Source organism: Methyloceanibacter sp., from assembly GCF_049590335.1.
Classification (GTDB): Bacteria; Pseudomonadota; Alphaproteobacteria; order Rhizobiales; family Methyloligellaceae; genus Methyloceanibacter.
In genome coordinates, this window is sequence record NZ_JBAWCQ010000094.1 from 1 (window position 1) to 21,139 (window position 21,139).

At 63.1% G+C, this 21,139-nt stretch carries 17 protein-coding genes; 12 read left to right on the top strand and 5 right to left on the bottom strand.

The features are described from left to right. The 7 genes from WBQ77_RS07590 to ligA form a co-directional block, all read left to right on the top strand. Positions 1-264 (top strand): cell division protein FtsQ/DivIB (locus WBQ77_RS07590; RefSeq protein WP_424059631.1); only part of this gene is annotated, 264 nt, incomplete at its 5' end. Positions 265-286: 22 nt separating this feature from the next. Then, a complete protein-coding gene (gene ftsA / locus WBQ77_RS07595; protein WP_424059634.1) occupies positions 287-1,582 on the top strand; it encodes a cell division protein FtsA in 1,296 nt (431 codons plus the stop codon). Between the two features lie 81 nt (positions 1,583-1,663). Continuing rightward, complete coding sequence (ftsZ, locus tag WBQ77_RS07600; protein WP_424059636.1) at positions 1,664-3,418, top strand: cell division protein FtsZ; 1,755 nt, start codon at positions 1,664-1,666, stop codon at positions 3,416-3,418. Between the two features lie 339 nt (positions 3,419-3,757). Beyond that, positions 3,758-4,708 carry a UDP-3-O-acyl-N-acetylglucosamine deacetylase gene (gene lpxC / locus WBQ77_RS07605; RefSeq protein WP_424059638.1) on the top strand — a complete coding sequence of 317 codons (951 nt, stop codon included), beginning with the start codon at positions 3,758-3,760 and terminating at the stop codon, positions 4,706-4,708. 263 nt (positions 4,709-4,971) lie between these two features. Beyond that, complete coding sequence (locus WBQ77_RS07610) at positions 4,972-5,862, top strand: outer membrane protein assembly factor BamD (RefSeq protein ID WP_424059654.1); 891 nt, start codon at positions 4,972-4,974, stop codon at positions 5,860-5,862. Positions 5,863-5,872: 10 nt separating this feature from the next. Beyond that, the gene (gene recN / locus WBQ77_RS07615) at positions 5,873-7,567 is read left to right on the top strand and encodes a DNA repair protein RecN (protein ID WP_424059639.1); all 1,695 of its coding nucleotides are present in this window, start codon (positions 5,873-5,875) and stop codon (positions 7,565-7,567) included. A gap of 12 nt (positions 7,568-7,579) precedes the next feature. After that, positions 7,580-9,724, top strand: coding sequence for an NAD-dependent DNA ligase LigA (gene ligA, locus WBQ77_RS07620; protein ID WP_424059641.1), 2,145 nt, complete (start codon positions 7,580-7,582; stop codon positions 9,722-9,724). A gap of 1 nt (position 9,725) precedes the next feature. On the opposite strand, the gene WBQ77_RS07625 is transcribed toward ligA, so the two are convergent. The 5 genes from WBQ77_RS07625 to WBQ77_RS07645 all read right to left on the bottom strand — a co-directional run bounded on the left by WBQ77_RS07625 (position 9,726) and on the right by WBQ77_RS07645 (position 15,740). Beyond that, positions 9,726-9,974 carry a SemiSWEET transporter gene (locus WBQ77_RS07625; RefSeq protein WP_424042006.1) on the bottom strand — a complete coding sequence of 83 codons (249 nt, stop codon included), beginning with the start codon at positions 9,972-9,974 and terminating at the stop codon, positions 9,726-9,728. An 82-nt stretch (positions 9,975-10,056) separates the two neighbouring features. Further along, entirely contained in the window at positions 10,057-11,877 is a 1,821-nt protein-coding gene (locus tag WBQ77_RS07630) for an aminopeptidase P family protein (RefSeq protein WP_424059643.1), read from the bottom strand. 33 nt (positions 11,878-11,910) lie between these two features. After that, entirely contained in the window at positions 11,911-12,807 is an 897-nt protein-coding gene (locus tag WBQ77_RS07635; protein ID WP_424042003.1) for a 50S ribosomal protein L11 methyltransferase, read from the bottom strand. An 8-nt stretch (positions 12,808-12,815) separates the two neighbouring features. Next, the gene (locus WBQ77_RS07640; protein WP_424059645.1) at positions 12,816-13,352 is read right to left on the bottom strand and encodes a gamma-glutamylcyclotransferase; all 537 of its coding nucleotides are present in this window, start codon (positions 13,350-13,352) and stop codon (positions 12,816-12,818) included. Positions 13,353-13,361: 9 nt separating this feature from the next. Beyond that, positions 13,362-15,740: a UvrD-helicase domain-containing protein gene (locus WBQ77_RS07645; RefSeq protein WP_424059647.1), complete on the bottom strand. Its 2,379-nt coding sequence runs from the start codon at positions 15,738-15,740 to the stop codon at positions 13,362-13,364. Positions 15,741-15,973: 233 nt separating this feature from the next. Here WBQ77_RS07645 and WBQ77_RS07650 point away from each other — a divergent pair, with 233 nt between their 5' ends. From WBQ77_RS07650 to WBQ77_RS07670, 5 genes are all read left to right on the top strand, one after another. Next, complete coding sequence (locus WBQ77_RS07650; RefSeq protein ID WP_424041998.1) at positions 15,974-16,354, top strand: hypothetical protein; 381 nt, start codon at positions 15,974-15,976, stop codon at positions 16,352-16,354. 211 nt (positions 16,355-16,565) lie between these two features. Continuing rightward, positions 16,566-17,048, top strand: a complete 483-nt coding sequence (trhA, locus tag WBQ77_RS07655; RefSeq protein WP_424059648.1) for a PAQR family membrane homeostasis protein TrhA — start codon at positions 16,566-16,568, stop codon at positions 17,046-17,048. After that, positions 17,012-17,215, top strand: coding sequence for a hypothetical protein (locus tag WBQ77_RS07660; RefSeq protein ID WP_424059650.1), 204 nt, complete (start codon positions 17,012-17,014; stop codon positions 17,213-17,215). The genes trhA and WBQ77_RS07660 overlap by 37 nt, the downstream gene beginning before the upstream one ends. A gap of 49 nt (positions 17,216-17,264) precedes the next feature. Next, the gene (locus WBQ77_RS07665) at positions 17,265-18,683 is read left to right on the top strand and encodes an FAD-binding oxidoreductase (protein ID WP_424041995.1); all 1,419 of its coding nucleotides are present in this window, start codon (positions 17,265-17,267) and stop codon (positions 18,681-18,683) included. Positions 18,684-18,833: 150 nt separating this feature from the next. Next, on the top strand, positions 18,834-21,139 hold a 2,306-nt coding region (locus WBQ77_RS07670), incomplete at its 3' end, for an AsmA family protein (RefSeq protein WP_424059652.1).

Here is a 21,139-nt window from a genome sequence, read left to right on the forward strand (position 1 = left end):
CGCCGCTGGACGCTGAAGCTGCGCACCGGCACCGAGATCATGCTGCCCGACGGCAACATCGAGATGGCTCTGAATGCGCTTCAGAAGCTCGAGCAGGAGCACGGCGTTCTGCAACGGGACCTCGCGGCCATCGATTTACGTCTTCTCGACCGGATCACACTGCGTATGCGTGAAACCACGGCTGCGGCCATGGAAGAAGCAGCGCCTGCCGGGGTGCCCACATCGGCGACCGGCACGACCAATCAACCCGACGGCAGAACGTGAAACGGAGCTTGAGGGAACGGGGATGAACTACAACGCATCGATCAGAGGAAAGCGCCAGCGCATCGTGACCGTTCTCGATATCGGCACGAGTAAGGTGTGCTGCCTGGTCGGCAAGACTACGGTACTGCCCGACTGGGCCGAAGGCGGCGGCGAGGCCGTGCAGTTCGACGTGCTCGGCTTCGGACATACGCGCGCCGAGGGCCTGAAGGCCGGCATGGTCACTCATCTCGACACCGCCGAACAGTGCATTCGTGCTGCGGTCGATGCCGCCGAACGCATGGCCGGCGTGGTGGTCGAAGACGTGCATCTTTCCGTCACGGCCGGGCGCCTTAAGAGTGACAGCTTTTCGGCCGGCGTCGGCCTGCCGTCCGGCTCGGTCCGGGAGGACGATGTGCAGCGCCTCCTGGCGGGCGGCCGCCAATACGCGGCGCGCGATCGCCGGACCGTGATTCACGCTCTGCCCACGAATTTTCGCCTCGACGACAACGGCGGTATCGCCGAGCCCCGCGGCATGTGTGGTGAACGCCTGTCGGTCGATCTGCACACCGTCACCGCGGACGAAGCCGCGACCCGAAATCTGATGCTCTGCGTCGAGCGCTGCCACCTTGGCGTGGCGAATCTTGTGGCCGCGCCCTATGCCAGCGCGCTGTCGGTCGTCACCCCTGACGAGGCGAAGCTGGGCGTGGCCAACATCGACTTCGGCGCCGGGACAACCACCCTGTCGGTTATCGCCGACGGACACTTCCTGCACGCCGATGCGATCGCGCTCGGCGGCAACGGCGTGACCATCGATATAGCGCGCACACTCGGTGCGCCGGTGGAGCATGCCGAACGGCTGAAGACCTTGCACGGCAGCGCCTTCGCGACGCTCTCCGACGAGCGCGAGATCATCACCTACCCGTGCGTGAGCGGTATTGCTCAAGGGAACATCCATCAGATCACCAAGGCCCAGCTCGCCTGCGTGATCCGGCCGCGCGTCGAGGAGATCCTCGACCTGATGCGTCACCGGCTCGCGGCCAGCGGTTTCCCCGCAGAGGTCGCCCATCATTTGGTGCTGACCGGTGGCGGGAGCCAGCTCACGGGTCTCGTTGAACTCGCCTCGAACATGTTTGGACGCCCGGCGCGGCTTGGCCGCCCGCGTGTCATGACGGGATTGCCGCAAGCCGCCGCCGCGCCGGACTTCTCCGCTGCGATCGGTTTGCTTCTGCATTGGGCGCGCGGTGACGAAAAGCTCGGAACCGAAACCGGGCAACGGTTCTTGCGTACGGGGACAGGCTACTTCGCCCGCGTGGGCGAGTGGTTCATGGATAACTTTTAACGGACACGAAGCCGGGCACCGCGCGTTAATGGGGGTGTCGGCTCAATAGCAAGGGGCAATTCGCAAGGATTGGAAGCCGCCATGACGATCAATCTCAAAGTGCCAGATCTGACAGAGCTCAAGCCGCGCATCACCGTATTCGGTGTGGGTGGCGCCGGCGGCAACGCCGTGAACAACATGATTGAACGCGGGCTCAACGGGGTGGAATTCGTCGTCGCCAATACCGACGCGCAGGCCCTGACGAGTTCCAGCGCCGAACGCCGTATCCAAATGGGCAACAACGTCACCGAGGGACTCGGGGCGGGGTCCAAGCCCGAGATCGGCGCCGCCGCAGCCGAAGAAGCCATGGCGGACATCAAGGCCCATCTGGTCGGATGCCATATGACCTTCATCACCGCCGGTATGGGCGGCGGTACGGGCACGGGCGCCGCGCCGGTCATCGCCCGCGCTTCGCGCGAAGAGGGCATTCTGACCGTCGGCGTTGTGACCAAGCCGTTCCAGTTCGAAGGCTCGCGGCGCATGCGGGCTGCCGAGGCCGGGATCGAGGAGCTGCAGAAATACGTTGATACCCTGCTCATCATTCCGAACCAGAACCTGTTCCGGATCGCCAACGAAAAGACGACCTTTACAGACGCCTTCGGCATGGCCGACGATGTTCTGCGCTCTGGCGTCGGCTGCATCACCGACCTTATGGTCAAGGAAGGCCTTATCAATCTCGACTTTGCCGACGTCCGCACGATCATGGCCGGCATGGGCAAGGCGATGATGGGTACGGGCGAGGCGAACGGTGAGCGGCGCGCCATCGATGCGGCGGAAGCTGCGATCTCCAACCCGCTGCTCGACGATGTCTGTATGAAGGGCTCGAGCGGCCTGCTGGTCTCGATCACAGGCGGCAGCGATCTGACTCTATATGAAGTCGACGAGGCGGCAAGCCGTATTCGCGCCGAGGCGGACGAGGACGCCAATATCATCGTCGGCGCGACCTATGACGACGAACTCGACGGCCTGATCCGGGTCTCGGTGGTTGCCACCGGCATCGATACGTTGAGCAACGAGAACTCTTCGGACGCCCCGGCCGCGCAGCCTCAGCAGGATCGCGGACGTCTGACGGAGCGCCTGGCCGGTCTTGCGACGGTTCCGAACGGGAATTCTGAGGAGCCGGTCGATCTCGACGAAAGCCTCGTGGTGCCCGCACCAGCGCCGGCTCAGGATGCCCAGGTCTGGCATGCGCCGAACGACGTGACCATCGAGAAGCGGCCTCAGGCCGTCAGTGGCGTTGCTATGCCGCGTCCGCCCGCTCCGCCGAAGCCTGAGGAAGCGCCGCGGAACTTCCAGCCTGCGCCGCCCGCCTCCATCAAGCGGCCGGTCCGTCGCATGCCGAATGTCGAGGAGCTGCCCATCGTGGCGCAGAAGGCCCTTCAGGCAAAAGCGGGCGAGGAGGATGCGGTTGGCCTGCACGCGCAAAAGCGGAAAGTCGGGTTCCTTGAGCGCCTAGCCAGCGTGGGTCGGAGCAAGAACGACGAGGATGCGGAAATGTCGCCCAAGATGGAGCCGGACTTCGCGCCGACTCCGGTTGCGGGCCATCCGACACCGCGTCCGCAAGCGCCGCGCCCGCCGGCACCGCCCGCTGCGGTTGTACACGCCCAAGCGCCTCACGCCCCGGCGCCACAGTCGCTGAGTGCGCAGCGGCCTGCAGAACAGCCCCCGACGCTCAAGCGTCTCGACGGGCAGCCGCGCGTTGTACAGGGCCAGCCCACCATGGCCGTGGCACAGGTGGAATCGCTCGGGGACGACGATCTGGAGATTCCCGCCTTCCTGCGCCGCCGGGCGAACTGAAACTGAGGGCGGGCGTTAACGACAATGCCCGTCTCCTCATCAGCGAGTGAGAAAAAGTATTACAGATCAATGCTCTAACGAGACAGATCGCCGGTAATAGAGTGTAAGAAACCGTGATTTGTCCCGCGTCTTACCGAAGGGGTATGGTTCCTAATAGATTGATTGATCGACTCAAAAAGGCACATCCGACAGGGCAACGACAACGGGTGTCACGATCCTAACCGAGACGGGGACAAAGGATCGAACAAAGTGCCAGGGACGGCTTGATCAATTGGGGGTTCGGGGTTTTCTCCGGGCTTGAGTAGGGACCTAAAGACTGCGCGGGGGCCAACGGGGGCCATGAAAGGTTTCATCGGGGCAAGGCAAACGACGCTTGCCAACGAGGTTTCACTGACAGGTATAGGGGTCCACAGCGGCGCTCCTGTTGCCATCACATTGTGTCCGGCCGATAGCGACACCGGACTTCGCTTCCTTATTTCCAATGACGACGCGGATTGCACTGAGATTTCTGCGGATCAGCAGTGGGTCACCGGTGTCACGCTCTGCACTGTTCTCGGCGACGGAAACGGGGCCTCGGTCGCGACGGTCGAGCATGTACTTGGCGCGCTGCGCGGCCTCGGCGTCGACAATGCGCTGATCGAGATCGACAGCGGTGAAGTTCCGATCATGGACGGCAGTGCGGCTCCTTTCGTCGAGGCCATCGACGAGGCCGGGCTTAAAGAGCTCGAAGCACCACGCCGGTTTCTGAAGATTCTCAAGACAATCTGCGTCGAAGATAACGGCGCGGTGGGCGAGCTGACCCCCTATAACGGCTTCCAGCTCGACGTCGAGATCGATTTCGAAACGCCGCTGATCGGCAAGCAGCAGCTGTCGCTTGACCTGAACCCCGGCGCTTTCCGGCGCGATATCGCCCGGGCCCGCACCTTCGGTTTCATGAAGGATGTGGAGAGTCTCTGGGCCGCCGGCCTGGCGCTCGGTGCCTCGCTCGACAACACCGTGGCTATTGGCGATGATCGCATCATCAACCGCGAGGGCCTGCGCTACGCCGATGAGTGCGTGCGCCACAAGGCACTCGACGCGGTTGGCGATCTTGCACTGGCCGGAGCGCCGATTCTCGGTGCTTACAGGTCCCGTCGTGGCGGACATCGGCTCAATGCGCTGGTTCTCAAGGCACTGTTTGCCGACCCGGAGGCTTCGAGCATCGTCGAGGCACCCCGCTATCGTGACGTTCGTCATGCCGAGCTCACCCCCCGCCTGGCGGCGGCGCACTTCGCGGCCGATCGCAGCTAGCTGTCGTTTTTCCTAGACGATTTGAAGTGATTTTGTGGCAATGTCCCGCAAACGAAACGCGGCTCTGGGCGCCGGTAGAGGCGGCCAAGGCCCAAAATGCACCATAATACGGGCGTTTATTGTAGGCCTATCTGCTTAGCGCTTGCGGCGGGCGGAACTTGCGTGAGATTGAGCGCAACATGACCGGCGATTTGAGGGGGAACATGTCCGGACCGGCTCGGCCGTCTTTGGCGACGCCATGGAGGAAGCGGCGCGCGCGGCTAATGTCGTCGCTGCTGACGATTGCCGTTCTTCTCTGTGTTCCTTTCGCTGGCGGTTGCGGGTCTTTCGGATCCTTCGACTCCCTCGGATCTGGCGGGGGTCCCTTGAGTTCGATTTTCGGCAAGAAGGACGAGGTTGAGCCTCTCAACACCGATCCGGCTCACGTCATCTACGGCCAAGCCGATCAGATGATCGATCAGGGCAAATACAAGGAAGCCGCGCGTCAGTACGAAGAAGTCGATATCACCCATCCCTATTCGCAGGAGGCGCGCCGGGCGATCATCATGGCCTCCTACGCCTACTACAAGGCAGGCAAATACGACGAGGCGATCTCCTCGGCCGACCGGTATCTGACGCTGCATCCAGGCACTAAAGAAGCGGCCATGGCACAGAACATTATCGCCATGTCGTATTACGAACAGATTCTGGATTCCAAGCGCGATCAAACCTATGCGCGCCGGTCGCTCGCGGCCTATGACAAGTTGCTTCAGCGCTATCCCTCGTCCCAATATGCGGCCAACGCGGGGAACCGCGCTCGAATCTTGCGCGATTTGATCGCGGCGAGCGAGATGCAGGTGGGGCGATACTATTTGCGCCGGAACAATTATCTTGCTGCCATCAACCGCTTCCGGACGGTCGTGATCGAGTATCAGACGACGGAACAGGTCGAAGAGGCCTTGATGCGGCTCACCGAGGCCTATATGGCCTTAGGTATTGTCAACGAGGCCCAGACGGCGGCCGCCGTGCTTGGCCATAACTTTCCGGAAAGTAAGTGGTACAAGCACGCTTACAAACTCCTAGGACAGCGCGGTCTCGAGCCCCAGAATTATCAGGAATCGTGGATCTCCAGGGCCTGGAAGACCCAAAGCTGGACCGGCGGCGGACAAACCTAACAGGCGTCCAGTGTTAGCGGCCCTGTCGATCCGTGACATCGTTCTGATCGACAAGCTCGACCTTGAGTTTGGCGAAGGTCTGTCGGCGCTGACGGGCGAGACGGGCGCTGGAAAATCCATCCTCCTCGATGCTCTATCGCTCGCGCTTGGCGGGCGCGGGGATACTTCGCTCGTCCGCCGCGGCGCAGCCCAAGGGCAGGTGAGCGCCAACTTCGAGCTTTCCGCCGATCATCCGGTCTTTGCGATTTTGTCGGAGAATGGGATCGCCATCGACGACTCCGTTCTGATCATGCGGCGCTTGCAGGGCGGCGACGGCCGCAGCCGCGCCTTCATCAACGATATGAGCGTCAGCGTGCAGCTCCTGCGGCAGGTAGGGCGCTCGCTCGTGGAGATTCATGGTCAGCATGACGAGCGGGCGCTGATCGATCCGAGTGGCCATCGCGATCTGGTCGACGCGTTTGGCGGATTGGAGCGTGATGCCGGGCGCGTCGCCGCCTGCTACGAGGCTTGGGCCGATGCGGACGCTGCGCGGTTGCGTCACGAGAGCGAGGTGGCCGCGGCCCGCGCCAATGCGGACTATCTCACCCACGCCTTGGAGGAGCTGCAGACCCTTGCTCCCGAACCTGGCGAGGAGGACGTGCTGTCCACCCGCCGCCAGTTCATGATGAATACGGAGAAGATTGCCTCCGAGCTGAACGAAGCCATGGATGCGTTAGGGGGCGAGGGGACGGCCGAGGCCCGGCTTGCCTCGGCGCTTCGGCGGATCGAGCGCCAGGCCGCCACTGCCGGGGCTGACAGCGCATCGCCCTTTGTGGCGGTCGCCGACGCGCTCGAACGCGTTTTGGGCGAAACCGAGTCCGCGCGCGAGAAGATCGAGCAGGCGCTCGCTGCCATGGCATTCGAGCCGGGCGATTTGGAGCGCGCGGAAGAGCGGCTCTTCGCGCTGCGTGCGCTCGCCCGCAAGCATCGGGTTCAGGTCGACGCGCTGCCCGCGCTCCAGGACAAGCTCGAGGCGGATCTCGCTGCTATCGCCACGAGCGAGTCCAAGGCAGCAGAGCTTGCCAAGGCGGCCGAGGCGGCGAGGGGCGCCTACGAACAGGCGGCCCTGGCGCTGAGCAAAGCGCGAATCAAAGCCGCCAAGAGGCTCGATAAGAACGTGGCGGGTGAACTCGCCCCGCTGAAGCTTGAAAAGGCGCGCTTTCTCACGCAGGTCGAGACCGTCGACATTCAGGAGGGCGGTCCCTCGGGGGTCGACCGCATCGCCTTTTTCGTTGCGGCCAATCCCGGCACCGAACCGGGCCCCATGATGAAGGTCGCCTCGGGCGGCGAGCTGGCGCGTTTCATTCTGGCGTTGAAAGTTGTGCTGGCCTCACGCGGCTCGGCACCCACGCTGATCTTCGACGAGGTGGAGTCGGGCGTCGGCGGTGCGACCGCGGCGGCCGTCGGCGAACGCCTGGCGGGCCTCGGCGAAAACGTGCAGGTGCTGGCCGTCACCCACGCACCGCAGGTCGCGGCGCTTGCAAGCGGACATTTGCGCATCACGAAGGAAGCGGTCGCGACATCCAAGGGCGAGGCAATGACCACGCGTGTCGCCGTGCTCAATGATGCGGAGCGGCGCGAGGAAGTGGCCCGCATGCTCGCCGGCCAAACGATTACGGACGAAGCGCGCGCCGCGGCGGATCGCCTAATGCGAAAGTCGGCGTGAGGCGCAAAGGCGATGGCGAAGAAGCAAGATAAGAAGACGGACAAGGAAGTCGAACGTGCCGAAGAACCTGTCGCGGATCTGACGGAAGCCGATGCGATCGAGGAGCTCGCACGGCTTGCCGCCGAGATCGCCCGTCACGATGCGCTCTATTACCGCAAAGACGACCCGGAAATCTCGGATGCGGATTATGATCGCTTGCGTCAGCGGAACGACGCCATCGAAGCTCGGTTCCCGACGCTCATACGCGATGACAGCCCCGCGAACAGAGTTGGCGCCGCGCCCGCCGATGGCTTCGGCAAAGTCACCCATGCCGTCCCCATGCTGTCGCTGGGCAATGTGTTCGACGACGACGGTGTCCACGAGTTCGTGGACCGCATCAGGCGGTTCCTCGGCCTCGATGCGGAAACACCGCTCGCCTTCACCACCGAGCCCAAGATCGACGGACTGTCTATCGGACTGCGCTATGAAGGCGGGCGCCTGGTGCAGGCTGCGACGCGCGGCGACGGCTACGTCGGCGAGAACGTCACCGCCAATGTCCTGACCATCGGCGACGTCCCAAACCATGTCAAAGCGCGGGACTTTCCGGACCCGTTCGAAGTGCGCGGCGAGATCTATATGAGCCACAGCGCCTTTGCGGGGCTGAATGCGGAGCAGGAACGGGCGGGGGCCAAAGTCTTCGCCAACCCGCGAAATGCAGCCGCAGGTTCCTTGCGGCAGCTCGACGCTTCGGTCACAGCCTCGCGGCCGCTTCAATTCTTCGCTTATGCCTGGGGCGAAGCGGCAAACCTTCCCGCCGACACCCAATGGGGCGTCTACGAGGCCTTCGCGAGATGGGGCTTCCCACTCAATCCGCTGGCGAAGCTCACCACCGCTCTCGATGAGATGCTCCGCACCTATCGCGAAATCGAAGAGGGCCGCGCCGCCCTCGATTACGACATTGACGGCATCGTATACAAACTCGACCGCCTCGATTTGCAGGAACGGCTTGGCTTCGTCTCGCGGTCTCCACGTTGGGCTGTCGCGCATAAATTCCCCGCCGAGAAGGCGAGCACGATCCTGCGCGACATCGAGATTCAGGTAGGCCGCACCGGCGCACTGACGCCCGTCGCCAAGCTGGAGCCGGTGACCGTAGGCGGCGTCGTGGTGCAGAATGCGACCCTCCACAATGAGGACGAGATCGCCCGCAAAGGCCTGCGCATCGGCGACACCGTCATCCTGCAGCGGGCAGGAGACGTCATCCCGCAAATTCTTGGGCCCGTGCTCGACAGGCGGGCCAAATCCGCCAAACCTTATGTGTTTCCGACCGTGTGCCCGGTCTGCGGCAGCCATGCGGTGCGGGAGATCAATCCCAACACGGGCAAGGAAGACGCGGTCAGCCGCTGCACGGGCGGGCTTATCTGCCCGGCCCAGCGCGTGGAGCGGCTGAAGCATTTTGTCTCGCGTAACGCCTTCGATATCGAGGGGATCGGTGAGAAAAGCATTCAGACCTTCTACGACGAGGGGCTTATTCAATCGCCGCCCGATATCTTCACGCTCGCCGCACGGGACGCCGATGCCGAAGAGAAGCTCTCTGAGCGGGAAGGGTGGGGCGAAACATCCGCACAGAAACTGTTTGATGCGATCGCGGCGCGCCGTAACGTCACGCTCGACCGTTTCATCTATTCGCTCGGCATCCGCCATGTCGGCGAGATCACGGCACGGCTGCTCGCGCGTAACTACGGTACGGCCGCGCATTTCGTCGAAGCCATGCGCGAGGCCGCAAAGGACCGCGAGGGCGCGGCCTATTCCGAGCTCGAAAACATCGATGGGATCGGGCCGACCGTCGCCGCGGCCATCGCCGACTTTTTTGGCGAGCCACACAATGTCGCCGTGGTCGACGAACTTCTGAAGGATGTCAGTCCGCAAGCCCTCGAAGCGGTGGACAATGCATCGCCTGTATCGGGCAAGGCCGTGGTATTCACCGGCACGCTGGAGCAGATGACGCGTGCGGAAGCCAAGGCCCAAGCCGAGCGTTTAGGGGCGAAGGTCGCGGGGTCTGTTTCGAAAAAGACCGACTACGTGGTGGCGGGTCCGGGCGCCGGCTCCAAGCTCAAGAACGCGAAGGATCTCGGCGTCGAGGTGCTGACCGAAGACGAATGGCTGAAGCTGGTCGGGTAGGTCAGCCGTAACGCAGCTTCATGGCGATGATGGTGAGCGCCAAAGCGAGCGTAACGATATTGGCCAGGATCATCGGCCAGTTCCAAAGCATCAGGCCGAAGGCGAGCCAGAAGGCCACGCCGGTAGCGAACACCACATACATCTGCAGGGAGATCGCCCGCGTTTCCTTGTGGCGGATAATGTGAAGGGCCTGCGGCACGAACGCGACCGTCGTGAGAGTCGCCGCCATAGCCGAGACAAAGAGTTCCATCGTCGCTCTTTCTTTTCGTGCTACTGGCCTCGGTCTACGCCCTACCGCTTCGCTGCTTGAGGGCTTCGGCCTACTTGAGCGCTTAGCCAAACAGTGCGGTGGCGTGGCGTAGCCAAGGCCGGTCCTCGCTTGCGATCAGGGGTTCGACCTTCTCGCGCACGCGCGCATGGTAGTTGTTCAGCCAGGCCAGTTCCCAAGGCATGAGCTGCTTGGGATCGATCAGCCGCCTGTCGAAGGGGACCAAAGTCAGCGTTTCGAAGCCGAGCATTTTGCGCTCGCCGCCATCGATCTCCTCGGCCGGGGTGACCAGGATCAGGTTCTCCAGGCGGATGCCGTACTGGTCTTCGCGATAGAAACCGGGCTCGTTGGAGAGAATCATGCCGGGCTTCAATTCTTCCGTACCGAGACGAGAGATACGCTGCGGTCCTTCATGGACCGATAGGTAGCTGCCCACGCCATGGCCTGTGCCGTGGTCGAAGTCGATTCCGGCCGCCCAAAGCGGTCCCCGCGCGAACGGGTCTAAATCCTGTCCGCGCGAGCCCACGGGAAAGCGCGCGGCTGCGATGGCGATATGGCTTTTCAGGACGAGCCCGTAATGGCGTTTCATCTCCGCCGTCGGCTTGCCCACGGCGACGGTGCGGGTGACATCCGTGGTCCCGTCCACATATTGTCCGCCGGAGTCGATCAGGAAAACCGAATTTTTGTCGAGCACGCGCTTCGAATCATTGGTCGGCCGGTAATGCACCACCGCGCCATGGGGCCCGGACGCCGCGATCGTATCGAAGCTGATGTCTTTCAACTGACCTGTCTCGCGGCGGAAGTCCTCTAGCTTGATCGCGGCCGAGACCTCGTCCACCCGGCCGGTCTCGGCAACCTCGTCGAGCCAGGCGAGGAAGCGTGCCATGGCCACGCCGTCGCGCAAGTGTGCGGCGCGTGCGCCTTCCTGCTCCGCTGCCGTCTTGATCGCCTTGGGCAGAGTGCACGGATCGTCGCCCGTGACATGTTTAGTGCCGCCGGCTTCGAGAACGCTGGCGAACCGCATCGACGCAGAGCCCGGATCGAGCCGGACCTTGGCGCCCTTTTCCGCCAGCCCTTTCAAGGCCTCATCCAGCTCTTCTGGTGTGGCGACGTCGGTGAAGGGCTTCAGCGCATCATGCATGGGCCCGCCGACCTTTTCCGGGTCGATGAAGAGCGTCGGCCGCCCTTTGGCAGGGACGATGGCATAGGCGAGCGCGACAGGCGTGTGCTTGATGTCGCCGCCGCGATAGTTGAACAGCCAGCAGATGGAATCGGGCGCGGTGAGAAGCACTGCGTCGTGTCCGGCCTCTACCAGGTCCATCTGGACCTGCATGAGCTTCTCGCCCGGGCCCTTGCCCGCAAACTCCATGGGCTGCGCGAAGATTTCCGTGCGGGGCGGGGCGGGGCGGTCATTGCCCCAGACTTGATCGATCGGATTTTTCGGCACCGGCCGCAACCGCACCCCCGCCGCTTGCAGCGTCTTAGTGAGTCTACCGATTTCGGTAATCGTGTGGAGCTCCGGATCGTAGCCGACAGCATTGCCACGTACGAGCGTCTCAGTAAGCCAGGCGGAGGGCTTTGCCTTCGGGACCTGAAGCACTTCGAAAATGTCTGTGTCGATTTGCTTGGCCGCTTGAAGGATATAGCGTCCGTCGACGAACAGCGCCGAACCGCTATCGGTGACGATGGCGACGCCCGCCGAGCCGGTGAACCCCGTGAGCCAGGCCAGCCGTTCTTCGCTGGGGGGCAAAAACTCGTTCTGGTGCTGATCGCTATGAGGAACGAGGAAGCCCTTGAGCCGCAGCCGCTTCATCTCCCGTAGCAATGCCTTGACCCGGTCGCCGCTAGCCGCCGGGGCGCTGGCCTCATCGAACACTTGATACATGGCCGCCCTTTTAAGCCGAAGCGTCGCCGCCAATCAATCGAACAAAGTGCTTGCGTTGCGACGTCCGAGCAGCAGAGCCGCCCAACCGTCGAGAAGGATTCGCTTTTTCAGGACGAAGCCCAGGGACGCATAGCGCGCGGTAGTAGCGTGCGCTTGGGTCTTGGTGATGCCGGACAGAAGCACATAGCCGCCCGGTTGCACCGTTCGCGCCATGGCGGGGGCAAGCTCGTCGAGCGGTCCTGCCAGGATATTGGCCACGATCAGGTCAGGCGCGAGGCGGCGCAGGGTGGGATGGGACAGCCCATCCGCGACGAAGGCATGCACCTTCTGGCTGAGCCCCGCCTTGGCGGCGTTCTCCGCCGCGATTTTCACGGCGACGGGATCATTGTCCGTGGCAATGGCAGAGCGGTCGAAGGTGAGGGCTGCCGCGATGGCGAGGATCCCCGTGCCGGTACCCACATCCAGGACCAGATCAGGGCGACCCCATTTGGCAAGTTCGTCGAGCGCCAGCAGGCACGCCCGCGTGGTGGCGTGGTGGGCCGTTCCGAAGGCCTGGTCGGCATCGATTTCGATTGTGTAGCGGTTGCGGGCGATCCTCTCCCGGTCATGACTGCCATGGACCAGAAAGCGGCCAGCACGGACCGGTCCGCGCTGGCCTTGGCTGATCTTGACCCAATTGGCGTCGGGCACGTTTTCGATGCGCAAGTGGGATAACCGACCGCCATCCGCGGCGTCGTCGATCATCGCTTGCAGGCGGCTTTCGTCCGGCCGGCCATCGTAGAGCGCTGATACTTCGAACAGCCCAATGCCAAGCTCGAAATAGCTGACCGAGAGCGCTTGCGGTACATCCGCCTCGTCGAGCGCCGCGGCAATACGCCCAGCTGCGGGAGGCTCCGCTTCAACGGTTGCGCGATAGGTCCGCTGTGACATCACCTCCTTCATTGTGTGTCCCATTTTTTTTTGGCGATGACCGCGCGCCACAATTCATCGACGGCAGGGTCGCCCACACCGAGTCCTTCGAGGTGATCACGGACATTGCGAATATAGTCGTAACTCGACCCGGCGACACCCTCGGCCAGCAGGATCATGGTCGCGCGCGTGTCGAGCGAGAGATCATCTTCGACCAGACGCGGACCCTCATAGATGTAAGTGTGGGCGGTGATCCTCTCGCCGGGCAAAGCCACGGCGATCGCCCTCGCCACGCAGGTTTCCCGTTCCGACAGATAATCCTCGATCTCGGCCTGACGTGTATCGGGAAACGAAAACGCAATGCCCCGGCAAGGCTGAGCGTGTTCCCCATTTGCTGGAGCGAGATTCAAGGTCAGCCCCGGCTGGGTTCGGGTGCCCCAGCGCTCCAGTGATTTCTTATTGAAGATTCGGCGGTGTTCAGGCGCCATGGCGTGCTCGCGACGGATGCAGCCATAGCGCCTTTCCCATCCGTCCCACATGAGGGAGCCATAGCCGAACAGCCACATGGCTTTGCGTCACACCCGCTCGACGAAGGTGTCGACCACCTTCTTGCGCCCGGCCTTTTCGAAATCGACCGTCAGCTTGTTGCCGTCGACGGCGGACACGCGGCCATAGCCGAACTTTTGGTGAAAGACCCGTTGTCCCAGCTCAAGGCCTGCGCCTTCCGCTGTGCTGGCCGCGACCAGCGTGCCCTCGATCGTCATGGGCTCGCGCCGCGGCCCGCTGCCGCCGCTGGGCTGGCGGTTGGCGCGGGCCCGCTGCCATCCTGGCGTTTCGTAATTTCCAGAAGCGAACATGTCCTCGCTATCGAAGCGGCTGGGACCATAGCCGCGCAGGCCGTCGTCCTCGGCCACCTTGACGTGCTCGTGCGGTAACTCATCGATGAAGCGCGAGGGCACGGCCGTTTGCCACATGCCGTAGGTGCGCCGGTTCTGCGCGAAGGTGATCTTCGCGTTCTTGCGCGCACGCGTCAGTCCCACATGAGCGAGCCGGCGTTCTTCCTCGAGACCGGACCGGCCGGCTTCGTCCAGGCTGCGCTGGTGGGGCAGGAGCCCTTCGTCCCAGCCGGGCAGAAACACGGTGTCGAACTCCAGCCCCTTGGCCGAGTGCAACGTCATCAAGTTCACCCGGTCCGTGCCTTCCTCGGTCGCCGCGTCCATCACCAGCGAGACATGCTCCATGAAGCCTGCAAGCGTGTCGAACTCCTCCATGAACCGGATGAGCTCTTTCAGGTTCTCGAGGCGCCCTTCGGCCTGTTGTGACCGGTCCGCCTGCCACATGCCGGTATAGCCGGACTCGTCCAGGATCAGCTCGGCAAGCTCCGTATGCCGCATTGTGTCGACCAAGGAGCGCCAGCGGTCGAAGGAGGCCAGCAGCCCCGCCAGTGCCCGGCGCGGCTTCGGCTTCAAATCTTCGGTCTCGACGATCAGTCTTGCGGCTTGCGTGAGCGGAACTTCACTGGCGCGCGCGAGCTGGTGAAGCGACTTCAGCGTCGCATCGCCAAGCCCCCGCCGGGGCACGTTGACGATGCGCTCGAATTTGAGGTCGTTGGCGGGGTTGAGCGTCACGTCGAGATAGGCGATCGCGTCGCGGATTTCCTGCCGTTCATAAAACCTTGGCCCGCCAATGACGCGATAGTCGAGGCCGAGCGTGATGAACCGGTCTTCGAAGGCACGCATCTGAAACGAGGCCCGTACCAGGATCGCGATTTCGTTCAGCGTGTGCTCTTCGCGCTGAAGCTGCTCGATACCCTCGCCGATCACACGCGCTTCTTCCTCGTCGTCCCAGCAGCCTTGCACCACGACCTTTTCGCCGTCGTCGCTATCGGTATGCAGGGTCTTCCCGAGGCGGCCTTGGTTGTGCGCGATCAGCCCGGAGGCTGCGCCGAGAATATGCGCAGTGGAGCGATAATTGCGCTCGAGCCGGATCACCTTGGCGCCAGGAAAGTCCGTTTCGAAGCGGAGGATGTTGTCGACCTCCGCGCCGCGCCAACCATAAATCGACTGATCGTCGTCGCCGACACAGCACACGTTCTGGGGGGCGCCTTCAGTGCCCTGCGCCAGCAGCCGCAGCCACAGATACTGGGCCACATTGGTGTCTTGGTACTCGTCGACCAGCATGTAGCGGAAGCGCTGCTGGTAGCGCGCGAGCACGTCGGGATGGTCCTGGAAGAGCCGCAGATTCTCCATCAGGAGGTCGCCGAAATCGACGGCGTTCAAATCCTTGAGGCGCCGCTGATAGGCATGGTAAAGGTCGCGTCCTTTGCCGTTGGCGAAACCGTAGCTCTCGCCATCGGGGACTCGTTCGGGTCTTAGGCCCCGATTTTTCCAGCTGTCGATCATGCTGGCGAGGACACGCGCCGGCCAGCGCTTGTCGTCGATGTTCTCCGCCGCTAGAAGCTGCTTGATCAGCCGGATTTGGTCGTCCGTATCGAGAACAGTGAAAGACGACTTGAGGTCCACGAGTTCGGCGTGGCGCCGGAGAATCTTCACGCCGATGGCGTGAAACGTTCCGAGCCAAGGCATGCCTTCCACGGCCCCGCCGATCAGGCTGCTGACGCGCTGCTTCATCTCGCGCGCGGCCTTGTTGGTGAAAGTCACGGCCAGGATTTGCCCCGGATGGGCGCGCCCCAAGCGCAACAAATGCGCGATCCGCGTGGTCAAAACCCGGGTCTTGCCGGTGCCGGCTCCCGCGAGCACCAGGAGCGGTCCGTCCAGCGTTTCGACCGCATCCCGCTGTTCGGGATTGAGCGCCTCCAAGTAACGGTCCGCGCCGCGCCGCATGGCGCGCTGCGAGATCGGAACCATTTCGGCAGGCGGCGTCTGTGGTGCCTCTTCGAGCCCGTCCTCCGAGGCGAGGACCGTCTCGACGGCATTCGTGCGAATCTTGCCCATGACTGGGGACTATAGCATCGCCGTGGCCCACAAAAGGCGGTGGGAAGTTCTGTTCACCATGCCCGGACCCGAAAAGATGCACTTTCGCGAGACTGCAGGGGTGCGTGTGATTTACCAAACTGACAACAATGTTGCGATGCAAGGCAAAAATGTTGCGTCGCAAGGCTTGCGATAGGGAACAAGCGATGGCAAATGAGGGGCAGCCGCTTGTTAACCGTAATCTGGAGGACGGAATGCGTCGTTTTTTGAAGGCGGGCTTCGCATTAGTTGGGTTTTCGGTGCTGTTTTTCGGTGCCGTCCAAACCTCTGATGCAGGCTGCGAGTTGGTGAGAGTCACCAATAGCGCCAAGTCCAAGGCCGCCGCGGCCAGGGCTGCCTACGAGACCGCTATTCAGACCGCTGAGGAGGTCCGCCGCCGCCGGGGTTGGCGATACGTCTCCATGCGCCCACGGAAGGTGAAGCCGGATCCGTTCTGGAAAACCGTGCGACCGGTCGTGACCCCCGAAATGCTGCTGAAACCCGACGTCGTGACACGCAGGACCTATTCGCAGTGCTGGAAGGGCGTGGTCGTGCCTTATGTCTGCACCGCCGGGTCCATGGCCTGCGGCAACTAGCCTGGCCTTCAGCAACTAGCGCTTCGTTTTTTTCATCACAGCGTCGTCATCGCTAGATCTCTCGGGTGAGCCCCTTGGGAACCCCACGATGCCGCGCATATGAAGGTGCGTGCAACGTCGCGGGCTTGCCCTCAATTGCTAGGACTGCCACATCCTTTCGTATTTTGACTTCGAGTGGCCGATTTGATTAGGCCAAAGAGGATGAGCAACGATGGGCCGCGGCGCGTTTCCGCAATACAGCCTGGGCGAACGTGTGGCTGATGGCACGATCCACGTCATCAGTGTCGCCGCAAGTGTTGCGGCGCTGACCGCGCTTCTCATCATCAGCATCCAGACCAACACCGCGCCCATGGTTGCGGGTTTTGCGATCTATGGCGTTGCGCTCGTGGCGACATTCTATTACTCCGCCGGCTACCGCCTGATCGGGTGGCCCAGATTGAAAGAAGTCTTCCGCCGCTTGGACCATACGGCGATCTTCCTGATGATCGCCGCGACCTACACGCCCTTCGTCTTGATCAAGATGGACAACGCATGGGGGCATGGCCTGCTGGCCGTCGTGTGGATCATAGCGGCCATTGGTATCGCCATAAAGAGCTGCTCCTCCCGCGCTTCCTCGACGGGCTGTCGACGGCGCTCTATCTGGTTCAGGGATGGTTGGTGCTGGCCGCCTGGGGGCCGCTGCAGTCTGCGCTGACGGCGACGGTTCTGACACTGGTTATGGTCGGCGGAGTCCTCTACACGGTCGGCGTCGTCTTCCATCTGTGGAATCAGCTCCCCTACCAGAACGCCATCTGGCATGGCTTCATGCTGTCGGCGGCAAGCTGCCATTTCACGGCGGTGATTGGTCTCGTGCCGATTTGAGGGTCAAAAGCCGCTGATTTTCTTAAGCGATTGCCTGTAAACTGTACCCATGACCGCTCTCATGTCAGAGGCAGGTGCCCCCCCGGCCGAAGAGGCCAAACAGGCGCTCTTTAACAAGCTTGCCGCGCGCTATGGCGAACGTTTTTCACGCAGCGAGGCCTTGCGCACGCAGCACGCCAATACGCTGACCTGGCTCAAAGTCCAGGTGCCCGACGCCGTTCTGTTCGCCGAAACTACAGAAGAGGTCTCCGAGGCCTTGGCCGCATGCGCCGACGCGCGCGTCCCAGTCATTCCCTTCGGGGCGGGAAGCTCGCTGGAAGGCCATCTCAACGCGCCCTTTGGCGGGCTGTCGCTCGACCTGTCGCGCATGAACGGGATCGGCTCCGTGCATGAGAGCGATCTCGACTGTGTCGTTGAGGCGGGCGTTACGCGAAAGCAGCTCAACGACTATCTGCGCGATGCGGGGCTCTTCTTTCCCGTCGATCCAGGCGCGGATGCGAGCCTAGGAGGCATGGCGGCGACGCGCGCCTCCGGCACCAACGCGGTGCGCTACGGCACGATGCGGGACGCTGTGCTCGGGCTGACGGCCGTGCTCGCCGATGGGCGGATCGTCAAAACAGGCGGCCGCGCCAAGAAGTCCTCCGCCGGATACGACCTCACGCGTCTTCTCGTGGGCTCCGAAGGCACGCTGGGGGTCATCACGGAGTTGACCCTCAAGCTGTTCGGCATCCCCGAAACCATCCTGGCCGGCGTGTCCACATTCAAAACGCTCGAAGGGGCATGCAATGCGACCATCGCGGCGCTGCAGATGGGATTGCCGCTGGCCCGCATCGAACTCCTGGACGAGGTCCAGGTCCGCGCCTGCAATGCCTATTCGAAGCTATCCGTGCCGGAGTCGCCGACCTTGTTCGTTGAGTTCCACGGGACCGAGGCCGGCGCGCGCGAGCAGGTCGAGACATTTTCGGAGATCGCGCAAGCTGAGGGCGGTGGTGCGCTGGAGTGGGCCGCCCGGCCGGAGGATCGCTCCCGGCTCTGGCAGGCGCGCCACGATGCCTATTGGGCAACGAAGGATCTGCGCCCGGGCGCGGATTTGATCGCGACCGACGTTTGCGTGCCGATTTCGGCCCTCGCGGACTGCGTGATCGAAACGAAGCAGGACATCGACAGTTTGGATCTGGTCGCGCCCATTGTTGGCCATGTGGGCGACGGCAATTTCCACGTGATGCCGATGATCGATACCGAGTCGGCGGACGAACGGGATCGGGCACGATTGTTTCTAGACCGCCTGATCGAACGGGCGCTCCGCTTCGAAGGGACCTGTACTGGCGAGCACGGCGTCGGCCAAGGAAAAATCGGCTATCTGGTCGCCGAGCATGGTGAGGGGGTCGACGTGATGGTTGCCATAAAAAAGGCACTCGATCCGCTGAATATCCTCAATCCTGGCAAGATTTTTGCTCTAGATGTTTAATTGTTTCCAGCATGACCATGAGTGGTTTGCGGTAATATTGAGAGGAACGGCGTACGCGGCAATTGGCTCATTGTCTTTTCGATGGCTCTTAGTCTCTTGTTCTGCGCGGGTACTATGCGCCGCCACACCCAGCCTTAGGCAGAGAGATCGGTGAATTCGCTTCTGCTGACACTGACGGCACTGTTCATATTGGTGCTGAGCGCGCTGTTTGCGGCGCCGCTCTTCATCGATTGGAACGACTATCGTCCGGCCATCGAGGCCCAGATGACCAAGCTGATTGGCCGTCCGGTCAAGGTGGACGGCCAGGTCCATCTGGTTGTGCTTCCGGCCCCGCAGCTCAAACTCGACAACATCAAGGTCGCGAACGCCAACGGCAGCCTGGATACGCCCTTCCTTGAGGCGAAGTCCCTCGAGGCCAAGATCGATGTGGGCACGCTGCTGACCGGCAAGGTCGAGGCGCATAAGCTTACGATGATCGACCCCACCTTGCGGCTCCGGCTCGACGGCACAGGCGGCGGCAACTGGGGCGATATCGGACCAGGGCAGGCGGGCGGATCTTTCGTGCCCAAGGATGTGCTGCTCGACTCCGTACGTGTGACCGGCGGCACGGTGGAAATCCAGATGGAGGGCGTACCGGCGTTCGTCTTCACCGATATCGACGGCGAGGCGAGTGCGGCGTCGCTCGCAGGGCCCTACAAGGTCTCGGCGTCCTATGATTTCGAAGGCCGGCCGCAATCGATCCGCCTCTCGACAGGCACGATGGGCAGCAGTGGGCAGTTCCGGATGAAGACGGCACTCCGTGATCCTGAGCGCTCGGCGTCATATCAGCTCGATGGTGTAGTTTCAGGCCTGCGAACGATACCCGCTTATGACGGGTCCTTGCTCCTGCGCATGTCCAAGCTCGATTCGTTGGGCGTCGACGAGCCGCCGCAAGGCGACGGCGCGCCAATGCCGGTTCCGGAAGCAGTCGATCCGCAGGGCCGAATGCCCGATGACGCTGCTGTTCTTCCGAACGGTGACGGCGGCTTGCGGGACTTGCGCAAGACGGCCTCCTACCTTGAGGTGAAGGGACCGCTCAAGGCCACGCCCAACGGGGCCCAACTGACCGATTTCGAACTCACCCTTCACGCCTCCGGGCGGCCGCAAATTCTCAAGGGCGATGTCGCACTCGACTTCCGGCCGCCATTTAAGGCCGAGGCGAAACTGGCGGCCCGTTGGATCGATTTCGATGCCCTGTTCGGTGCGTCGGCGGCGGAAGATCGGCCGTCGCCTCCGGCGGTCGTGCGCATGTTCGCCGACTGGGTGCTGGACGAGGCTGCGAAGGTAGGCGAAGGGACGCTGTCCCTCGATGTGGAACAGGCTGGCCTTGGCGGCGATCTCGCTGGTGGTCTCAATCTCAAGCTCGCAAGCGCCGATGGCGGCGTCGCCATCGAACAGCTGAACGCGACCCTGCCTGGCGATAATCGCGTTTCGGCGTCGGGGTCTTTGCGGAAGGGCGAGTCCGGGCCGCTCTTCAAAGGACCAGCCAAGATCGACGGCTCGGGGCTGCGCGCGCTGACGCGCTGGGCGGCGGGGGATCGTGCCATCACCAGCCAGGCCTTTATTGGCGATTTTTCACTTTCCGCGGATGCCACGATCGGCGAGGGCGAGGTTGTGCTCGCAAATGCCAACGGTGCCGTCAGCGGCACCAAGTTCGGCGGCAGCTTTCTCTACCGCGCGGGCGAGACCAATCTCATCCGCGTCGATCTTAAGAGCGATCGACTCGATCTGCGCGAGGCGCTCGGCGGAGAGCCTATTTGGGGCGCCTGGCTTCCGTCGCAGGACGGGAAGCCTACGCCGGGAAGCGTGTCGGACGGGACCGGCCTTCTCGAACAGCTGCGGGACGATCAGGTGCACGCAAGTCTGGAGATCGGCGAGCTTCTATTGCCGAGCATCGCGCCGGGCCGGCTCGACGCACGGCTTTCGCTCGACGGCGGCGACCTCGACGTACAGTCGCTTGCCTTCATCGCGCCGGGTGCTCTGACGCTGGACGGCAAGGGACGTATTGTCAGCGTGGCCGAAGCGCCGTCCGGCCAGATCGACTTGTCGCTCCAGGCGCAGAGCACGGAAAGCCTGCGCGCGCTTGCGGGCCTCGTCGGTTTTGGAGACCGGGTTGCGAAGTCGAAACATCTGGTGGGCTTGGCGCCCTTCGATATCCGGGCTGCGCTGGTGGCCGAGCGTGACGGTGCCATGACGGACGCATCGCTTGAGTTGAGCGGCAAGGTCGGCGGTTCGGATTTGGCGCTCATGGCCAAGGCAAAGGGCGCGGTCGCCGCGCCTCGCGACGCCGAGATCGACATTATTGGCAGCGACACAGGCGACCGGCCGCAGGCGCTGCTCGTCCTGATGTTTCCCGACCTGCCGCAGGACCGGCTCGCGGAAGCAGCGGGTGCGCAAGGCACGTTGTCGCTCCAGGT

Excerpts from the sequence above, each read along its gene's own strand:
- WBQ77_RS07635 (WP_424042003.1), bottom strand. The coding sequence starts at position 12,807 with ATGTCACAGCGGACCTATCGCGCAACCGTTGAAGCGGAGCCTCCCGCA.
- ftsA (WP_424059634.1), top strand. The coding sequence starts at position 287 with ATGAACTACAACGCATCGATCAGAGGAAAGCGCCAGCGCATCGTGACC.
- ligA (WP_424059641.1), top strand. The coding sequence starts at position 7,580 with ATGGCGAAGAAGCAAGATAAGAAGACGGACAAGGAAGTCGAACGTGCC.
- trhA (WP_424059648.1), top strand. The coding sequence starts at position 16,566 with ATGGGCCGCGGCGCGTTTCCGCAATACAGCCTGGGCGAACGTGTGGCT.
- ftsZ (WP_424059636.1), top strand. The coding sequence starts at position 1,664 with ATGACGATCAATCTCAAAGTGCCAGATCTGACAGAGCTCAAGCCGCGC.
- lpxC (WP_424059638.1), top strand. The coding sequence starts at position 3,758 with ATGAAAGGTTTCATCGGGGCAAGGCAAACGACGCTTGCCAACGAGGTT.
- WBQ77_RS07665 (WP_424041995.1), top strand. The coding sequence starts at position 17,265 with ATGACCGCTCTCATGTCAGAGGCAGGTGCCCCCCCGGCCGAAGAGGCC.
- WBQ77_RS07630 (WP_424059643.1), bottom strand. The coding sequence starts at position 11,877 with ATGTATCAAGTGTTCGATGAGGCCAGCGCCCCGGCGGCTAGCGGCGAC.
- WBQ77_RS07645 (WP_424059647.1), bottom strand. The coding sequence starts at position 15,740 with ATGGGCAAGATTCGCACGAATGCCGTCGAGACGGTCCTCGCCTCGGAG.
- WBQ77_RS07625 (WP_424042006.1), bottom strand. The coding sequence starts at position 9,974 with ATGGAACTCTTTGTCTCGGCTATGGCGGCGACTCTCACGACGGTCGCG.
- WBQ77_RS07650 (WP_424041998.1), top strand. The coding sequence starts at position 15,974 with ATGCGTCGTTTTTTGAAGGCGGGCTTCGCATTAGTTGGGTTTTCGGTG.
- WBQ77_RS07640 (WP_424059645.1), bottom strand. The coding sequence starts at position 13,352 with ATGTGGCTGTTCGGCTATGGCTCCCTCATGTGGGACGGATGGGAAAGG.
- WBQ77_RS07610 (WP_424059654.1), top strand. The coding sequence starts at position 4,972 with ATGTCGTCGCTGCTGACGATTGCCGTTCTTCTCTGTGTTCCTTTCGCT.